Genomic DNA, 16,109 nt, shown 5'->3' on the forward strand with positions numbered 1-16,109 from the left:
CACCAATCGTTCAGGGTTTGTTTTCGAAGTTATCAGGGCAGCCAGTCGCGCCGCCATAAGCCCGGTCACACCCCGTAGCGGGCCCGGAAACCCGGAAATGGGGCAGGTCTGGGAAAATCGAGGTATGCCCGTTGTTTTTGTCTGCCGTACCCGTTCCAGCATGCCGCCGCAGGAGCTGTTCGACCTGTCGAGGAACATTGATGCCCATGTCGGCTCGATGACAAAGAGCCGTGAAAAGGCCATCGCCGGGACCACCACGGGCCTCATCTCGGAAGGTGAAACTGTCACCTGGCAGGCCTGGCACCTGGGCGTCCGATTCCGCATGACCAGCAGGATCGTGCGGATGGAGGCTCCGGCGTCGTTCACTGATGAGCAGGTGCAGGGCCCTTTCAAGTACCTCCGCCACACCCATGAGTTCCGGCCGGACGGCAGCGGCACGCTCATGGTGGACACTGTGGAATTCGCCGCTCCCTTTGGTCCGCTGGGCCGCCTCGTGGAGAAGCTGGTCCTGGGCCGCTACCTTCAGAACCTGATCGAAAAGCGCAATGAATTCCTGGTGGCCCAAGCGCCGCCGACGTTGGACGCACGGCCATGATCAGGCTCGCGCACGCTGACGACCTGGTGATCCTGCAGGAGATCGAACGCGCCGCGGGCGAGGCATTCCGGACATTGGGGATGGATTCGGTCGCCGACGATGAGCCACTGTCCGTCGAGGAGCTGTACGGCTACGCCGCTGCCGGCCGGGCCTGGGTGTCCGTGGACGGGCTGGATTATCCGGTGGCGTACTTGCTGGCCGACGTGGTTGATGGGGAGTGCCACGTCGAACAGGTCAGTGTCCATCCCGAGCATGCGCATCAAGGGCTGGGCCGGGAGTTGCTGCACGCCGCGCGGGTTTGGGCCCGGGGGCACGGGATGCATCGCCAGACCCTCAGTACCTTCCGGGACGTGCCGTGGAATGCGCCGTACTACCGCCGCCTTGGGTTCGAAGTACTCGACGCCGGCAGCTGGGGTCCGGAGCTGGCCCGCCTGATGGAACACGAGGCCGAGCTGGGGCTGACCCGTTGGCCGAGGGTGGCCATGTGGCGTCCGGCTGTTCCCCCGACCTAGCAGTTTGGCCGCGCCCGCTAGTCAGCTACCAGTTCAACCTCGTAGCTGTCAGTGTTCAGCAGGTACGCGGCGTAGTGGTCCGGTCCGCCTGCGTGCGGGTACTTCGACTCGAACATCTCGTACCAGCCCGCGTCCGCGCCGAGCGCCCGGATCCTGTCCACGTCCTCGCGGGTGCCTGCATGAAACGCCACGTGGTTCACCCCGGGATCCGTCCGGCGATGGGCCGTGCCCGTGATGGCATCGGTCTGCTCTACCACCACATACGTTCCATCGAGCTTCCAACTGCACCCCGTGGGCCATTCCTGGAACGGTTCGTAGCCGAGCTGTCCCAGGAGCCAACCCCACTCCTCCCTCGCACGCTCAAGGAATGGCACCCAGATCTCCAGGTGGTGGATGGATCCCCTGGGGGCACGGGTTTCGGCGGCTTCATCACGCATGCGCCGAGTCTACGAGGTCCGGGCGCGTTCCACATCCGCTGCGCTCTCGGGCTTGCCTGCCGCGCGGAGCCCGGCGATAACCCCGTCGACGTCGGCAGCGTTGCGGTTTTGGCTGAGTTTAGTCTTGGCCTCCACCCGGGTAATCACAAGTTCGACGCCGACAATCGCCCTCAGCTGCCCGGCGATGAACCGCCCGGGTGCTTCATCGACGGACCACGGCCGGTCCATGCCGGACTCGTGCTGATCCGAGAGGCGGCGGACGTGCCTGCCCAACCATTCGGCGTCGTCGTGGACAACAAGCTCACCGTAGACGTGAGCGGTCGAGTAGTTCCACGTGGGCACCACCCGGCCGTGTTCTGCCTTGGAGGCGTACCACGACGGCGAAATATAGGCATCCGCACCCTGAACGATCATCAACGCCTCACCGGAAACGGGGGAGGACCACTGGGTGTTGTTGCGGGCCATGTGTGCTTGCAGGGCGCCGTGCCCACCCACCGACGGCTCGTAGACGAACGGCAGAAGTGTGGCGAGCAAGCCGTTTGGAGACATGGTGACCAGGTTGGCGGCGCCGCTGTGGGTAAGAAGGGCCGTGAGGGCTTCGTCAGACGCGGCGAAATGCGCTGGGGTGTACATTGCTTTCTTCCTTTCGGGTTTCGCTTCAGGACTTCGACGGCGGGTTAAGCCGGACACGGACGGCGGCGCCTGCGCAGAGGATCACGGCCAGCCCGCCTACGACAGTGGTCCAGGTCATCGGCTCGCCCAGCAGGAGGCCGGCCCAGGCGATGGTCATGACGGGCTGTACCAGTTGGATTTGGCTGACCTGCGCCATGGGTCCGATCGCAAGTCCGTGATACCAGGCAAAGAATCCCAGGAACATGCTCACCGCTCCGAGGTAGGCGAAGGACAACCATTGGACGGGGGATGCCTCGGGCAGTCCGGAAGCAAGCGCTGCCAGCGTCAGCACGATCATCACGGGAGAAGCGACCACCAAAGCCCAGGAGATGGTCTGCCAGGCGCCCAGCTCACGGGCCAGCAAGCCGCCCTCCGCGTAGCCGATGGCGGCTGCGAGCACGGCTCCGAGCAGCAGCAGATCAGCCCAGTGGAGCGAACCGAAACCGCCGGATTGAACCAGCGCGAAGACCAACGCGGCCGCGACTCCCACCGCGGTAAGGACCCAGAACAAGGGGCGGGGACGTTCCCGGCCACGGATCACCGCTATCGTCGCCGTGGCAGCTGGCAGTAGCGCGATCACGACGGCGCCATGGCTGGCGGACGTGCTGGTCAGTGCGAAGGTGGTCAGCAAAGGGAATCCCGCAACGATACCGCCCGCCACGACGGCCAGCCTGAACCACTGGACACCGCGGGGAAAGCGCTGACGCGTCAACCCCAAGGCCAGGGCCGCGAGCACGGCAGCAACCACTGCCCGACCCGCGCCTATGAACAGCGGCGACATACCCTCCACGGCCACGCGCGTGAGCGGGACAGTGAAGGAGAAGGCAACGACGCCGAGGAGGCCCCACCAGACGCCGCTTGATGTACGGGCGGATACCGCTGGCGTGGAAATAAGAGTAGCGCTACTATTATGACTCATGAACAACGATAGCAGTTCCCGGATCGTCTCGCGAGTAAAAGAATGGATCGCGGGAGCCGCCCCCGGAGCAAAGCTGCCATCCACCCGGCAACTCGTGGCCGAGTACCAAGTGAGCCCCGTGACGGTGCAAAAGGCGCTGCGAACCCTCACCGCCCAGGGCTTGATCGAGAGCCGTCCGGGCGTCGGAACCTTTGTCCGCGCCTACCGCACGGCCCGGCCATCAGACTACGGCTGGCAGACCGCAGCCCTTCGTTCGGCCCAGGCTGCCAGGCCCCTGAACTCCGCCGCCATGCGCAGTGCCTCCAATGATGTCATCGCCTTCCATTCCGGTTATCCGGACCGCGAGCTCCTCCCGGAAAGGCTGGTCCGCGCCGCGCTGACCCGCGCAGCACGGGGAGATGCTGCATTATCGCGGCCGCCGGCGCAGGGCCTTCCGGAACTGCAATCCTGGTTCGCGCACGAACTCAGCACCTCGACGTCGGTGGGCGTCACGCCACCGCAGCCGAGCGACGTCGTCGTACTTCCCGGGAGCCAAAGCGGACTCAGCTCCATCTTCCGCGGACTGGTGGGACACGGCCAGCCGTTGCTGGTGGAGTCGCCTAGCTATTGGGGTGCGCTGCTGGCTGCGGGGCAGGCGGGTGTGAACGTCATCCCTGTCCCCAGCGGGCCGGAGGGCCCGGACCCGGACGAACTGGACAGGGCCTTCGAGGAATCCGGTGCCCGGCTGTTCTACGCCCAGCCCAACTTCGCGAATCCCACCGGAGCACAATGGTCCGCGGAGCGGGGGGAGGAAGTGCTGCGCATTGTCCAACGGCATGGGGCCTTCCTTGTGGAGGACGACTGGGCCCACGATTTCGGCATCACCTCGCCGTCCGTTCCGCTTGCCGCCAAGGACGACTCGGGGCATGTGGTCTACATCCGCTCCTTGACCAAGAGCGTCTCGCCGTCCATCCGCGTCGCCGCGATCATCGCCCGCGGCCCGGCACGCGAACGGATCATGGGTGCGCAAGCGGCGGAGTCGATGTACGTCAGCGGCCTGCTGCAGGCGGCGGCGCTCGACGTCGTCACGCAGCCCGGGTGGCAAACGCACCTCCGCGGACTGAGCCACCAGTTGCAGTCGCGACGCGACCTGCTCGTCGCCAGCCTCCAGGAGTTCGTCCCGCAGGCGCACCTCAGCCACTTGCCCAAGGGCGGCCTCAACCTTTGGCTGCGGATGCCGGACGGGTTCGACGTCGACCGGCTCACCAAGGATTGCGAGGCGGCCGGTGTACTGATCGCCGCTGGATCCGAGTGGTTTCCCGCGGAACCGGAGGGGCCCTACATCAGGCTCAACTACGCCGGGCCGAACCCGGGCCGCTTCCCGGATGGTGCGCGGATCATCGGTGAGGCTGTCGCGGCCCAGCTGGGGTCTTAACGCCCGTAGCCACCAGCACCAAGGAGAGCGCCTTGGGGCTGGTGGGTACAGTGGGCGGCGGATTGCCGCGGACTATCCGTGTCGCTTGGGTAAGCGTCGCTGTGCAGAAGTTGCAGGCAAACGGTTCCTACGCGGGGGTCATGTCCTTCTTGCCTGAGCCGAACACGGCATCATCGATGGGCTGGCCGTCGAACGGCATCTCGTCCAGGTTGATGAGCGGGTTGGTGTCCTGCGTCTCCACGAGTTCGCGGGCTTCGGCCTGCGTGTCCACGCTGGGCATGGAGCCCGGCAGCGGACGCTGGGCCGATTCACGCAGGAAGTAGATGGCGATGGCGCCCACGATGGACGTCGCCATCAGGTAGTACGCGGGCATCATGTCATTGCCCGTGCCCTCAATGAGGCCCTGCACGATGAATGGGGTGGTTCCACCGAAGATCGCCACGGAGAAGTTGTAGGCAATGCCCATTCCACCGTAGCGGCTGGAGGTCGGGAACAGCGCGGGAAGGGCCGATGCCAGGTTGGCGATGTAGAACGTCACGGGGAAGGCGATGAGTGCCAGTCCGGCCAAAGTGGACCAGATGTCCCCGATGCCGATCAGCATGAACGCCGGAACCGCGAAGACGATGGTGCTGCCTGCGCCGATCCAGAGTACGGGGCGGCGGCCGATGCGGTCCGAAAGCTTGCCCGTCAGCGGGATGCACACGGCCATGATCACCAGGACCGGGATGGTCAGCAGGGTGCCGTGCACGGGGTCGTAACCCTTGGAATCCGTGAGGTACGTCGGCATGTAGGAGGTCAGCGCGTAGCCGACAGTGTTGGCAGCAGCAGCCAGGATCATGGCCAGCACAATCTGACGCCAGTAAGCCTTGATGATGCCGACGGGACCCTTGGCGACAGCGGCATCGTGGGACGCTGCGTCCTTGGCGGTTGCTTCCTGCGCGTCCAGGGCGGCCTGGAATTGGGGGGATTCCTCGATCTTGCTACGGAAGTACACAGCGATCAGGCCGAGCGGACCAGCGATCAGGAACGGAAGCCTCCAGCCCCATTCCTCCATGGCAGCCTGTCCGAGCGTGAGCTGCAGGATGGAGACCAGGGCGGCACCCAAGGCGAAGCCAATGTAGCTGCCCATATCAAGGAAGCTCGCGAAGTAGCCACGGCGCTTGTCCGGCGCGTACTCGCTCACGAACGTTGTGGCACCGGCGTACTCACCACCGGTGGAGAAGCCCTGGACGAGCTTCAGGATCACCAGCAATGCGGCGGCCCAGATGCCGATCTGCGCATAGCCGGGAAGAAGTCCGACGGCGAACGTACTTGCCGCCATCAGCATCAGTGTTGCGGCGAGCACCTTCTGGCGGCCCACCTTATCGCCGAGCCAACCGAACACGACGCCGCCGAGGGGGCGTGCGATGAAGGTCGCGGCGAAAGTGCCCAGGAGGAAGAGTGTCTGGACCGACTTGTCAGCCTCGGGCAGGAAGACCGGCCCCATGGTGGTGATGAGGTAGCCGAAGACGCCGACGTCGTACCATTCCATGGTGTTGCCGACGATGGTTCCGCCGAGTGCTTTGCGCAGCATGGGCTTGTCCACCACGTTGACATCCGATTCTTTCAACCGGCGCTTCGGGCGGAGCTTCGCTTTCTTCGCTGCGTTCTTTGATGCGTTGGTGGCGGCCGGGGTGTGGCCTGCCGATACTGTGTTTCCGGAGGCGTTCCTTGCGCCATCCGGAGAGACGGTGTTGCTTTGGTCTGTGGGCATTTGGGCTTCTCCTAGGGAGGTCATTTGCTTGCGACTTCTGCTGCCCCGCTCTGGGCAGGGTTTCAATTTTACGCGGTTTGGGCCTGAAACCCGAGTTGAGATCCGATTTTTGGCCCTCTCAGGGGTGCAAATTGCCTAGGTGTGTTGCATCTCATTACCGGCTTTTGCCCTGCAAGGACGCGGATGTCCTGCAGTTTTTGCCCCGCGAAGCACGTTGTTACCAAATTGTTTAGCTATGCCCACGTAACGGGCCCAATCCCGGCCCTGAAAGTGACGAATCCAGTACGGCCCTCAGTGGCCGCCTACCACCAGTGTGGCATCGAGATCCGGGTCCGTCACCACGTCCACAGTCAGCCCGGACCGTGCCAGGAGCCCCGCCGTCGCGGTGGCCTGCTGCCGGGAAGTTTCCATCAGAAGCAGCCCGCCCGGCGACAACCACGGAGGTGCCCCCAGCGCGACGCGACGCTGGATACCCAAACCGTCAGTGCCGCCGTCGAGCGCTGCCACCGGCTCGTGCACCCGCGCTTCCGGCGGCATCAGGCTGATGGCATCCGTGGGGACGTACGGTGCATTGACCAGGAGCACGTCGACCCGTCCCAGCAGCCGGCGGGGGAGCGGCGTGAAGAGATCGCCGAGGTAAGCAGTTCCCCCACGAGGCCCCAGGTTCCGTTGCGCGCACGCAACCGCGGCGGGGTCGATGTCGGCCGCGTGGAGTTCGCAACCGCCCAGAAGATCGTAAAGTGCGGCACCCATGGCGCCGGAGCCGCTGCAGAGGTCGACGACGATGGCACCCGCTTTGGCGGTCAGCGCCGCCTGTCGCACCAAGAACTCCGTGCGACGCCGCGGCACGAAGACGCCCGGGGCAACAGCCATGCGTGTCCCGCAGAAGTCCACCCAGCCGAGGATGTGTTCCAGCGGCAGACCGCCCACCCTCAGGGCTACCATGCGGTCCAGTTCGTCCGGATGGGCGGCAGCGTCGATCAGGAGCCGGGCCTCGTCCTCGGCGAAAACACAGCCGGCATCGCGAAGGGCGGCGACGATCAAACTGCTCCGGCTCACGAGAGCCATGCTAATCGAGGGGTTCACAAATGTGCAGGATGATGGTTAGGGTATGACGCATGGGAACACTGATTTTTGAGTAGACCGGCCGTGCTCTTTGATTTGAGCATGCAGCTGCGTTTCAGATGACAAAAATCCACGCCTGTTGAGGCTTGCCTCCACGCCGTTCCCGTTGTCGACGCCTTTTCTTAAACCGCATGTCACGGGATACGTGTCTCTTCAGGACTCACACACTTTTAGGAGTCCATATGACTGCCAACCCTTCAGACGACAACAAGCAGCCCGCCTCCGGCGGCATCAAGTCCAAGCTCACCGACGCCCAACGGGCAATGCTCGCCAGGAAGTCGGGCGGCGGCGCTCCGGCCGGCTGGCAAAGCACCGGCAAGGGGCACAAGCCCACCGCTGCCAGCGGCAAGATGGCCAAGACCGAGAAGAAGGTCCGCTGGTAACTCCGGCGGACAGGCCCATAGGAAAACAGGCGCACTGGAAAGGAAAAACCATGACTGCGAATCACAACGCTGAGGGCATCGATCCTGAGGTTGCAAGCCACTTGGTGGAGTCCATGGACATGGCACCGATGCCCGAGACAACAGGCATGCCCCTGGCTTTGGGAGCGGACCAAGGCAATCAATGGCCGGACGGCAACGGCAAACGCCGGCACCCGAAGGACCGCGACCAAGCCCACGGCCGCATGGGCCAGGGTGCGGCGGTAACGGCAATCCACCGGACCAGCCGTCCGCAGATGCCGCACTCGTCCTAACCCGTCACCGCACCCAACCGACACCCCGCCAGCCCAACTGGGGGACAGTTAACGCACTACTGAGGCCTCGTAGGAGCGTTATCTGTCCCCTGGTTGGGCTGGCTGACGTCGGAAGGGGACTTGTCCGGGCGCCAACCCCGCCACACCGGATGACGCAGCCTGCCAGGACCAGTCCAGTTACCGAAAGTCACCTCGGCCACCAGCTCGGGTCGGACCCAGCGCGCACCGGCGGAGTCCTCCCTCGGAATGTCCTTAAAGGGTGAAGCGTCCACCGCCAGCGGTTCCAGCCGGTCCATGATCTCCCGCAGCTGCCAGTCCTTAAACCCCGTGCCCACCCTGCCTACATAGTGCAAGGCATCGCCGTCGGGAATGCCCAGGAGCAACGCCCCGAAAGTCCCGCTCCGGGCCCCGGCTCCGGGGCGCCAACCGCCCACCACCACTTCCTGGCTTTGCTCCAGCTTGAGCTTGATCCACGACCCGCTGCGACGACCCACGGTGTAACGGCTGTCGGCCTTCTTGGCCATGACCCCCTCCAAGCCCAGATCGGCAGCGCTGGTCATGAGGTCCTCGACGTCGTGGTCCAGCACCGCTGACACATGGAGCGGGCATCCACCGGGCAAGCGCTCCGCGAACGCATCCAGCCGCTTGCGCCGCTCAAGCAAAGGCAGCCCGCTCACGTCCGTGCCGGCGTCGTACAACAGATCAAAGAGCATCAGCTGTACCGGAACCGAGGCCCGCGCCCGCTCTATGTCGGCGGCCTTGACCAGGTTCATGCGCAGCTGAAGACGGCCGAAGTCCGGCTTGGATCCCTTGCCCAGGGCGACGATTTCGCCGTCGGCCACAAAATCACCTTCGGGCCAGCAGGCGCGGTCGGTGAGCTCGGGGTAGGTGGCCGTGAGGTCGTTCCCGTTGCGGCTCATCAGCCGGATCCGCCCCTCGGTTCTGGTGATGATGGCCCGGATGCCATCCCACTTGAGTTCGTACAACCAGTTGCCGCCGCGGAGATCGGCAGTTGTTCCGGAGGTAGCCAGCATGGGGGCGTAATCGCGCATGGGTTGCGGCTCCGGTTCGCGCGGCTTGGCGGCAGGCGTGGTGGCAGGCTTGGCAGCAGGCGTGGCTTTGGCGCTCCGCTTGCCGCCCGGTTGCTCCTTCATCAGGTGAATGAGCCAACGGTCCCCTGTATTGATCAGCGCGAGTCGTTTGGTGCCACCAAGGCCACCTCCAGGCTCACCTGTGAGCGTCGCGATGACCTCCTTGTCATCGCGCCACTTCTCGCACGTGAACTCCCCGCGGTCCCAAATGGTCATGGTTCCTGCCCCGTACTCGCCCTTGGGAATCACCCCCGCAAAGGTGGCGTACTCCATGGGGTGGTCCTCCGTGTGGACGGCCAGGTTGTTCCGGTCCGGCGTCTCCGGGACTCCACGCGGCAGCGCCCAGGATGCCAGGACCCCGTTGTGTTCCAGCCGCAGGTCCAGGTGGTACCGGCGTGCATGATGCTCCTGGATCACGAAGATGCCACCGGGCGGTGCCGGGTCGCCGGGTTTGGGCTGCCCGGCTGACGTTCCGCTGGACACCGCTGTGGAAGCGGCCGACGACGGCGGGAACGGCTCCGGGGTTTTCTCCGGATCGCGCATCCCGACGTACTTGGCGAGACGGTTCTCGACCGTCACCACGCGCTCGCGGGCGCCGGCCGACGGGCCGGGAGTACCGCCGTCGTCGTTCCCGTCCTCGGTGTGGGGCGGCAGGTGCCGTTCCGAAATGGGGGCGAAGTGGTCCTCGCCCGTGCTGACCCGCTCCATCACTTCCGTGTAGTCAAGGTGGTCCAGGTCAGGGTCCTCAAGTTCCTCCCATGTCCGGGGTGCCGCGACCGTTGGGTGGGCCTTGCCGCGGAGGGAGTAGGGCACGATCGTGGTCTTGTTGCCGCTGTTCTGGCTCCAGTCCACCAGCACTTTGCCCTTGCGCAGGGACTTCTTCATGTCGCTGACCACGAGATCGGGGTGGTCGGTTTCCAGAGCCCGGGCGAGCTCGTGGGCGAAAGCGGAGACCTGCTCGGATTTGAGGGTGCCGTCCAGCCCCGTGTACAGATGGATACCTTTGCTCCCGCTGGTAACAGGGACGGGCTCCATCCCCATGTCCTGCAGGATGGAACGGGCCAGCATGGCAACTTCCACGCACTCGGGGAGGCCTGCGCCGGGACCGGGATCGAGGTCCAACACAAAGCGGTCCGGCCTCAACGGCGTCCCGGACCCGTCCACCTGCCACTGCGGTACGTGGATCTCCAGGGAAGCGATCTGTGCCATCCACGTGAGGGTAGCCAGGTTGTTCACCATGGGATAGACATTGGTGTGGTCCGAATGCTGGATGGCAGCCCGCGGAATCCACCTGGGCGCGGAGTCCTCCAGGTTCTTCTGGAAGAACACCTGCCCCGGGTGCTCGACAGTCCCCACGCCGTTGACCCAGCGCTTGCGCGTCACGGGTCTGTTGGCCGCAGCCGGGATGAGGAAAGGGGCCACAGTGGCGTAGTACTCAAGCACCTCAGCCTTGGTGGTGCCGGTCTCCGGGTAGATGATTTTGCCCAGATTGGTGAGCGTGAGTTCGTGGCCTTCCACGTTCACGCGCTCCTGCTGCTTGCCTGCCACCTCTTCTCCTCCGCTGGGTTGTGCTGTTGACTGGGTGTATGAGGGCCATATGGAAGGGATCTATCGCGTTCGGTCTGGTCAACGTACCAGTGAAGCTCTACAGTGCCACGGAGGATCACGACATTGGCCTGCACCAAGTCCACAATAAGGACGGCGGGCGCATCAGGTACCAGCGAAAATGCGAAATTTGCGGCGAAGTTGTTGCTTACGAGGATATTGACAAGGCCTACGAGGAAGAAGGCCGCACGGTGGTCCTCACCGCCGCCGAGTTGAAGTCCCTGCCTGAGGAAAACAGCCGCGAAATCGAGGTGGTGGAGTTCATTCCCGCCGAGCAGCTGGACCCCATCATGTACGAGCGCAGCTACTTCCTGGAACCGGATTCCAAGTCGCCCAAGGCCTACATGCTGCTGCGGCAGACGCTGGAGGACACGGACAGGATCGCGATCGTCCAATACGCGCTGCGGCAAAAAACCCGGCTGGGTGCGCTGCGCGTGCGCGGTGACGTGTTGCTGCTGCAGGCCCTCCTGTGGGGCGATGAAGTCCGCGAGGCCAAGTTCCCGTCCCTGGAAACGGACATCAAGATCTCGGACAAGGAACTGGAAATGTCGTCCGCCCTGGTCGAATCCATGGCCCATGATTTCGACCCCGATGAATACACGGACGACTACCAGGCCCAGTTGAGGACACTTATCGAAGCCAAGCTGGAAAAGGGCGAGGCGCTCGATACCGAGGCCACCTTCGGCAACGTCGAAGGCGAAGGCGAGGGCGGCGACGTCATCGACCTCATGGAGGCACTGAAGCGAAGCCTGGACAAGAAGCGCGGCAAGGAAAAAGCGTCCGACGACGACGCTGCCGCCAGCAAAGCCGACAGCAAGCCAAAGGCGCGGGCCAAGAAGAAGGCGTGAACCGCCGTCGGGCGCCTTGAGGGGCGCCCGACGGTCGGCGCTCGCGTCAGCCCTTTACTGAACCCGCGGTCAGTCCCTGGACGATGAACTTGCTGGCAAAAGCGAAGATCACCAGCGTGGGTACCACCGTCAAAACCGCGGCAGCGGACATCGAACCCCAGTCAATGTTGAAGCTGGAGATAAAGCCGGCCAACGCCGTCGGGATGGTCTTGTTGCTGTCGCTGTTCATCAGGGTCACCGACAGGAACAGCTCGTTCCAGCAGTTCACGAAGTTGAACACGAAACTCGCAGCGATACCGGGCAACATCACCGGCACGATCACCCTGAAGAGCGCACCCAGCCTGGAGCAACCGTCGATCATGGCGGCCTCTTCCAGGGCATCAGGGACGTTCTCGAAGAAACCGCGCAACATGATGGTGCAGAACGGGATGCAGATGGCGATGTAGATCAGGATCAGTCCTGTCTTGGAATCCACCAAGCCGAAGTCGGTCATCATCAGGTACAGCGGCCCCAGGGCGATGAACCCCGGGATCATCTGCGTGATGAGGAAAGCACCCAGCACAGCCCCTCGACCGGAGAACTGGAACCGTGCCAGGACGTAGGCGGACAGCAGCGAGATGAGCGTCGCCACCGACGCGGCAACCAGCGCCACCACCAGGCTGTTGAGCATGTACTGGCCGAAGTCGGACTTTGTGAAAAGCCCGACGTAGTTATCCAACGACAACTGCCGCGGCCAGTAATCCAAGGGCAGCGAGTAGATGGCACCCGGCTCCTTGAGGGACGTCACCACGATCCAGTACAGCGGAAAGACAGTGACGATCAGGCAAAGGCCAAGGAAAACCACCTTCGAAATGCGGCCCATGAGCGTTGGAGTGTTGATCATCGGTCTGCCTTTCGGAAGCGGACGGCCATGAGGTAGAAGGCAGCGAAAAGCATGAGGGTGACCATGACGATCAAACCCAGGGCGGACGCCTTGCCGTAGTCGCCTTCCTGGGTAATTTTGATCATGTACGTGGTGATGATGTGGGTTTGATCGGCCGGACCTCCGCCGGTCATCGCGAAGATGATGTCCGGGAAGTTGAAGATCCAAATCACCCGCAACAGGATGGTCAACGCGAGCGTGGTGGAGATGCTCGGCAGCGTGATGCTGAAGAACGTCCGAACCTTGCCCGCACCATCCAAAGCGGCGGCCTCGTACATCTCGTCCGACACCGATTGCAGGGCGGCGAGGATCATGATGGCGAAGAACGTCACGCCGTACCAGATGTTGGCGATGATGATCGCAGTCATGGCGAAGCCGGGATCCGACAACCACGGAATGGGCGAGCTGATGACTCCCGCCTTCATGAGGAGGTCGTTCACCACGCCGAATTCCGCGTTAAACATCCACCGGAAGAGCATGCCGATGAGGAAGCCGGACACCGCCCAGGGGAAGAAGATCATGGCCTGGTACGCCCCGCGCATCCGGAACCGCCGCTTCAGGAACAGCGCCACGGCGAACCCGATGACTACCTGCGGGACCAGCGATCCGACAACCCACACGACGGTATTGCGGACGATCGTACCGAACTCGGGAGCATCGAACAGGCTCTGGAAGTTCCCGAAGCCAATCCATGAGGTATCGGAAAGATCATTCAGGTTCCAGTTCCGGAACGCCATCTGGCTGCCGGCGATCATGGGGTAGTACGTGAAGATCCCCACGAACACCGCTGCCGGTGCCAGGAAGGCCAACAGGGTCAACGCTGTCCGGCCATTGAACCGTCTTTTGGACGAGCTGCCCCTGCCCGGCTCCGGCCGCGCGGCTTTCCGCCCCGATGGGGGCGGTGCGGCTTGCTTGACGTCGAGAGTCACGGGTGGTTACCCCTTCATCTTTTCAGTCCAGTAGCTGTCCCAGCTGGACAGCAGCTCGGTCGTGGACATCTGGCCCGTGAGGACCCGCTGAAGTTCGCCGTCGGACTTCTTGATCCACTCCGTCCACCAGGAAACGCTGCGCGGCTGGATCGCGGAGACGTACGTGTCCGGGTTCTCCGTCATCTTGACGTAGGCAGCCCAAGGGCCGGTGCTGTAGAAGGGGTCCTGGGCTGCGGACTTCAGGGTGGGGACCAAGCTGTTGTCCTTGCTGAACGTGGTGGCAGCGTCACCCTGCGCCAAGTACTTGATGAGCTTGACGGCCTGGGGCTTGGCCTTTGAAGATTCGGCGATACCCCAGCCAGCCGAAGCGACGGGCTGGATGGCTTTGCCGCCCGGACCCACCAGGAGCGGGGCGACGTTCCACTGATCCTGCTTGATGGCCTGCGACTCCTTGACCGTGGCAATCACTTCCGGGTCCTGCAGCAGGAAAGCCGTGGAGCCGTTGCTGAAGCCCTGGACCATCTCGGGGTAACCCCACGCCACGGATGAGGGCGGCGAGCCCTTCTTGAACAGGTCAATGTAGAGATCCATGGCCTGCTGGGCCTTGGGGGAAGAGAAGATGGTCTTGCCGTTGCTCAACTTGAAGGCGTTCTCGCGGTCGATCTCGTCAGCCACGTAGGCCTCGATGATCGCTACGGCGTTGGAGTTGGCGTTGGTGCCTCCACGGAACGCGTAGCCGAACTTGTTCTCGGACGGCTTGTTGAGGGCCTCGGCCTGCTTCGCCATCTCCTCCCAGCTGCTGGGAGGACCGTCGAAGCCGGCCTGCTTGACCAGATCCGAGCGGTAGAAGAGGGAGAGGCCGTAGAAACCGTAGGGGATGTAGTAGGTCTTGCCGTTCTGCTTGGAATACTTGACCGCGTTTTCGGTCAGGTTGTTCCATCCGTCCCAGCCATCAAGGTCCTTGGTCATGTCGTACAGCCAGTTGTTGGCGCCGAACGAGCCCACCGTGATGTCGCGGGCCTCCACAACATCAACGCCCTTGCCGGATTGGAGCATCTGCTGGATCTTCTGGTCCGCTTGATCCGTCGGCGGCGAGATCAGCTCCACCTTGATGTCGGGGTTTGCCTGCTCGAAGCCCGAGATGAGCTTCTTCAAGGTTTCCGTTCGGGTGGGGTTGGTGAGGCTTTCCACCATCTTCAAGGTGACTTTGCCATCGGCCGCCTGCTGCTGGCCGCCTCCACACCCGGCAAGTGCAAGAACTGCCGCCAGGCCTGCTGCCGCAGACGCCATAATTCTGGATTTCACGTGGGTCCTCCGTTGATTGGTTGAGTGTTTGCACCGGCTGAGCGGGTGCGGGTGGGGTCTAGAGGGATCGGGCGAGCCGGACAAGTTCCGGAACCGCCTTCTCCGCGAATATTTCGTAGTCCTTGGGGGAGTTGTACAGGTGGGCGGAAAGCCGCAGGTAGCCCTGTCCGTTGAAAGTGGTGATGGCTGTTTCGATGTCCAGATGCTCGGAAATGTAGCCGCGCACGGTGTGGGAATCCTCGTGGGTAGTGGCGAGTCCGTCCGGCAGGCGGATGAGGCGCAGCGGCCCTACCGGCATGCCGACGTCGACCGCCGCGTTGCGGCCCGTGGCGTTGGTGAACGCCTCGCCGATCAGTGACTGGCCGTAGTCGCAGAGCTCCCTGGCGTAGTTCCGGAAAGTGCCCCAGCCGTATCGCCCTTCGATGGTGTCGAAGGCTGTTCCGGCTGCCATCCAGGAGGTCACATCCTGGGTCCCGACGTGGTCGAAGTTTTCCGGAAAGCTGTAGGGAAAGCCCCAGGAATCGATCAACGGTTGCAGCGACTCTGCCTGTGGTCCCCGTGCCACCAGGGCTGCCGTTCCGCGTGGCGCGCAGGCAAACTTGTGGAGATTGCCTACCCAGAAACCCTCAAAATCGGGAACCGGAAACTCCAGCACACCCGGAGCGTGGGCTGCGTCCACCAACACGGGCACCCCGAGGACGGAAGCCGCGCGGGCAATGTCTTCGACAGGGAAGGCCCGGGCAGTAGCCGAGGTGATCTGGTCCACCACGATCAGTGCTGTGCGGGGAGTCACCTCGGCCATCACCAAGTCACAAGCAGTCTCTGCGTCCGCTTCGAGGGGGATTTCCGCAATCCGGACGTGGCCGCCACATCTGCGGGCTATCCGTTCTGCGCCCTGCAGCACCGCGCCATAGGCATGGTTGGTGGTCACGATCTCCGCACCGGGAGCAAAGTCCAGCGAGTTGTACACCGTGCTCACCCCGGCGCTGGCGTTGTGTACCAGGGCAAGGTGCTGCGGATCGACACTGAGGAAAGCTGCGACCTCCCTTCGCGCCGTGGCCACCAGCTCGAACTGATTCATGAACCACGGGCAGGGGTTCAGGTCCATGAGTTCCTTGAGTTTGAGCTGCTCCGCCTGGGCGGCGCGGGGAACGGAGCCATAGGAGCCGTGGTTGAGGTGGACTTTGGACGGTGTGAGGCTCCAGTCGGCCATGGCGGGTTGGCCCTCGGGGGTCAACATCGGGCGGGGGACTGTGAGGGGTGCTGGGATCACGGCGTCCTTCGTCAG

The 16,109-nt window shown here is 63.7% G+C and carries 16 protein-coding genes; 6 read left to right on the forward strand and 10 right to left on the reverse strand.

Annotated elements, in window-relative coordinates; translation table 11 throughout:
- Nucleotides 1-124 precede the first annotated feature (124 nt).
- Together PQ627_RS05645 and PQ627_RS05650 are read left to right on the forward strand one after the other, a co-directional pair.
- Nucleotides 125-595, forward strand: a complete 471-nt coding sequence (locus PQ627_RS05645; RefSeq protein ID WP_274259181.1) for an SRPBCC family protein — start codon at nucleotides 125-127, stop codon at nucleotides 593-595.
- A complete protein-coding gene (locus PQ627_RS05650; RefSeq protein WP_274259183.1) occupies nucleotides 592-1,107 on the forward strand; it encodes a GNAT family N-acetyltransferase in 516 nt (171 codons plus the stop codon). Before PQ627_RS05645 ends, PQ627_RS05650 begins: the two co-directional genes overlap by 4 nt.
- A 17-nt stretch (nucleotides 1,108-1,124) precedes the next feature.
- On the opposite strand, the gene PQ627_RS05655 is transcribed toward PQ627_RS05650, so the two are convergent.
- The 3 genes from PQ627_RS05655 to PQ627_RS05665 are packed head-to-tail and all read right to left on the reverse strand — an operon-like array spanning nucleotide 1,125 to nucleotide 3,135.
- The gene (locus tag PQ627_RS05655; RefSeq protein WP_274259184.1) at nucleotides 1,125-1,544 is read right to left on the reverse strand and encodes a VOC family protein; all 420 of its coding nucleotides are present in this window, start codon (nucleotides 1,542-1,544) and stop codon (nucleotides 1,125-1,127) included.
- Between the two features lie 9 nt (nucleotides 1,545-1,553).
- A complete protein-coding gene (locus PQ627_RS05660; RefSeq protein WP_274259186.1) occupies nucleotides 1,554-2,177 on the reverse strand; it encodes an FMN-binding negative transcriptional regulator in 624 nt (207 codons plus the stop codon).
- Nucleotides 2,178-2,202: 25 nt separating this feature from the next.
- Nucleotides 2,203-3,135, reverse strand: a complete 933-nt coding sequence (locus PQ627_RS05665) for a DMT family transporter (protein WP_274259188.1) — start codon at nucleotides 3,133-3,135, stop codon at nucleotides 2,203-2,205.
- On the opposite strand from PQ627_RS05665, the gene PQ627_RS05670 reads away from it, so the two are divergent.
- The gene (locus PQ627_RS05670; RefSeq protein ID WP_274259190.1) at nucleotides 3,134-4,549 is read left to right on the forward strand and encodes an aminotransferase-like domain-containing protein; all 1,416 of its coding nucleotides are present in this window, start codon (nucleotides 3,134-3,136) and stop codon (nucleotides 4,547-4,549) included. The genes PQ627_RS05665 and PQ627_RS05670 overlap by 2 nt on opposite strands.
- A gap of 127 nt (nucleotides 4,550-4,676) precedes the next feature.
- On the opposite strand, the gene PQ627_RS05675 is transcribed toward PQ627_RS05670, so the two are convergent.
- Nucleotides 4,677-6,302 (reverse strand): MFS transporter, encoded by a 1,626-nt coding sequence (locus tag PQ627_RS05675; RefSeq protein WP_274259192.1) that lies wholly within the window; start codon nucleotides 6,300-6,302, stop codon nucleotides 4,677-4,679.
- A 291-nt stretch (nucleotides 6,303-6,593) separates the two neighbouring features.
- Complete coding sequence (locus PQ627_RS05680; protein WP_443192741.1) at nucleotides 6,594-7,370, reverse strand: putative protein N(5)-glutamine methyltransferase; 777 nt, start codon at nucleotides 7,368-7,370, stop codon at nucleotides 6,594-6,596.
- A gap of 239 nt (nucleotides 7,371-7,609) precedes the next feature.
- On the opposite strand from PQ627_RS05680, the gene PQ627_RS05685 reads away from it, so the two are divergent.
- Complete coding sequence (locus PQ627_RS05685) at nucleotides 7,610-7,810, forward strand: hypothetical protein (RefSeq protein WP_144661706.1); 201 nt, start codon at nucleotides 7,610-7,612, stop codon at nucleotides 7,808-7,810.
- A 50-nt stretch (nucleotides 7,811-7,860) separates the two neighbouring features.
- On the forward strand, nucleotides 7,861-8,121 hold the full coding sequence (locus PQ627_RS05690) for a hypothetical protein (protein ID WP_262276937.1): 261 nt from the start codon (nucleotides 7,861-7,863) through the stop codon (nucleotides 8,119-8,121).
- Nucleotides 8,122-8,177: 56 nt separating this feature from the next.
- Here PQ627_RS05690 and PQ627_RS05695 read toward each other — a convergent pair whose 3' ends face one another.
- Nucleotides 8,178-10,760: an ATP-dependent DNA ligase gene (locus PQ627_RS05695; protein WP_274259199.1), complete on the reverse strand. Its 2,583-nt coding sequence runs from the start codon at nucleotides 10,758-10,760 to the stop codon at nucleotides 8,178-8,180.
- A 38-nt stretch (nucleotides 10,761-10,798) separates the two neighbouring features.
- On the opposite strand from PQ627_RS05695, the gene ku reads away from it, so the two are divergent.
- On the forward strand, nucleotides 10,799-11,665 hold the full coding sequence (gene ku, locus PQ627_RS05700; RefSeq protein WP_144661709.1) for a non-homologous end joining protein Ku: 867 nt from the start codon (nucleotides 10,799-10,801) through the stop codon (nucleotides 11,663-11,665).
- 46 nt (nucleotides 11,666-11,711) lie between these two features.
- Here ku and PQ627_RS05705 read toward each other — a convergent pair whose 3' ends face one another.
- Genes PQ627_RS05705 through PQ627_RS05720 form a run of 4 tightly spaced genes read right to left on the reverse strand, consistent with a single transcriptional unit; the run spans nucleotide 11,712 to nucleotide 16,094 of the window.
- On the reverse strand, nucleotides 11,712-12,548 hold the full coding sequence (locus PQ627_RS05705; protein ID WP_144661710.1) for a carbohydrate ABC transporter permease: 837 nt from the start codon (nucleotides 12,546-12,548) through the stop codon (nucleotides 11,712-11,714).
- A complete protein-coding gene (locus PQ627_RS05710; protein ID WP_274259202.1) occupies nucleotides 12,545-13,516 on the reverse strand; it encodes a carbohydrate ABC transporter permease in 972 nt (323 codons plus the stop codon). The genes PQ627_RS05705 and PQ627_RS05710 overlap by 4 nt, the downstream gene beginning before the upstream one ends.
- A 6-nt stretch (nucleotides 13,517-13,522) precedes the next feature.
- Nucleotides 13,523-14,821, reverse strand: coding sequence for an ABC transporter substrate-binding protein (locus PQ627_RS05715; protein ID WP_274259204.1), 1,299 nt, complete (start codon nucleotides 14,819-14,821; stop codon nucleotides 13,523-13,525).
- A gap of 58 nt (nucleotides 14,822-14,879) precedes the next feature.
- Nucleotides 14,880-16,094: an aminotransferase class V-fold PLP-dependent enzyme gene (locus tag PQ627_RS05720; RefSeq protein ID WP_274259206.1), complete on the reverse strand. Its 1,215-nt coding sequence runs from the start codon at nucleotides 16,092-16,094 to the stop codon at nucleotides 14,880-14,882.
- Nucleotides 16,095-16,109 lie beyond the last annotated feature (15 nt).

The sequence above is a fragment of the Paenarthrobacter sp. AB444 genome (assembly GCF_028736865.1).
Taxonomy (GTDB): Bacteria; Actinomycetota; Actinomycetes; order Actinomycetales; family Micrococcaceae; genus Arthrobacter; species Arthrobacter nicotinovorans_B.

Excerpts from the sequence above, each read along its gene's own strand:
- PQ627_RS05645 (WP_274259181.1), top strand. The coding sequence starts at position 125 with ATGCCCGTTGTTTTTGTCTGCCGTACCCGTTCCAGCATGCCGCCGCAG.
- PQ627_RS05650 (WP_274259183.1), top strand. The coding sequence starts at position 592 with ATGATCAGGCTCGCGCACGCTGACGACCTGGTGATCCTGCAGGAGATC.
- PQ627_RS05655 (WP_274259184.1), bottom strand. The coding sequence starts at position 1,544 with ATGCGTGATGAAGCCGCCGAAACCCGTGCCCCCAGGGGATCCATCCAC.
- PQ627_RS05660 (WP_274259186.1), bottom strand. The coding sequence starts at position 2,177 with ATGTACACCCCAGCGCATTTCGCCGCGTCTGACGAAGCCCTCACGGCC.
- PQ627_RS05670 (WP_274259190.1), top strand. The coding sequence starts at position 3,134 with ATGAACAACGATAGCAGTTCCCGGATCGTCTCGCGAGTAAAAGAATGG.
- PQ627_RS05665 (WP_274259188.1), bottom strand. The coding sequence starts at position 3,135 with ATGAGTCATAATAGTAGCGCTACTCTTATTTCCACGCCAGCGGTATCC.
- PQ627_RS05675 (WP_274259192.1), bottom strand. The coding sequence starts at position 6,302 with ATGCCCACAGACCAAAGCAACACCGTCTCTCCGGATGGCGCAAGGAAC.
- PQ627_RS05680 (WP_443192741.1), bottom strand. The coding sequence starts at position 7,370 with ATGGCTCTCGTGAGCCGGAGCAGTTTGATCGTCGCCGCCCTTCGCGAT.
- PQ627_RS05685 (WP_144661706.1), top strand. The coding sequence starts at position 7,610 with ATGACTGCCAACCCTTCAGACGACAACAAGCAGCCCGCCTCCGGCGGC.
- PQ627_RS05690 (WP_262276937.1), top strand. The coding sequence starts at position 7,861 with ATGACTGCGAATCACAACGCTGAGGGCATCGATCCTGAGGTTGCAAGC.
- ku (WP_144661709.1), top strand. The coding sequence starts at position 10,799 with ATGAGGGCCATATGGAAGGGATCTATCGCGTTCGGTCTGGTCAACGTA.
- PQ627_RS05705 (WP_144661710.1), bottom strand. The coding sequence starts at position 12,548 with ATGATCAACACTCCAACGCTCATGGGCCGCATTTCGAAGGTGGTTTTC.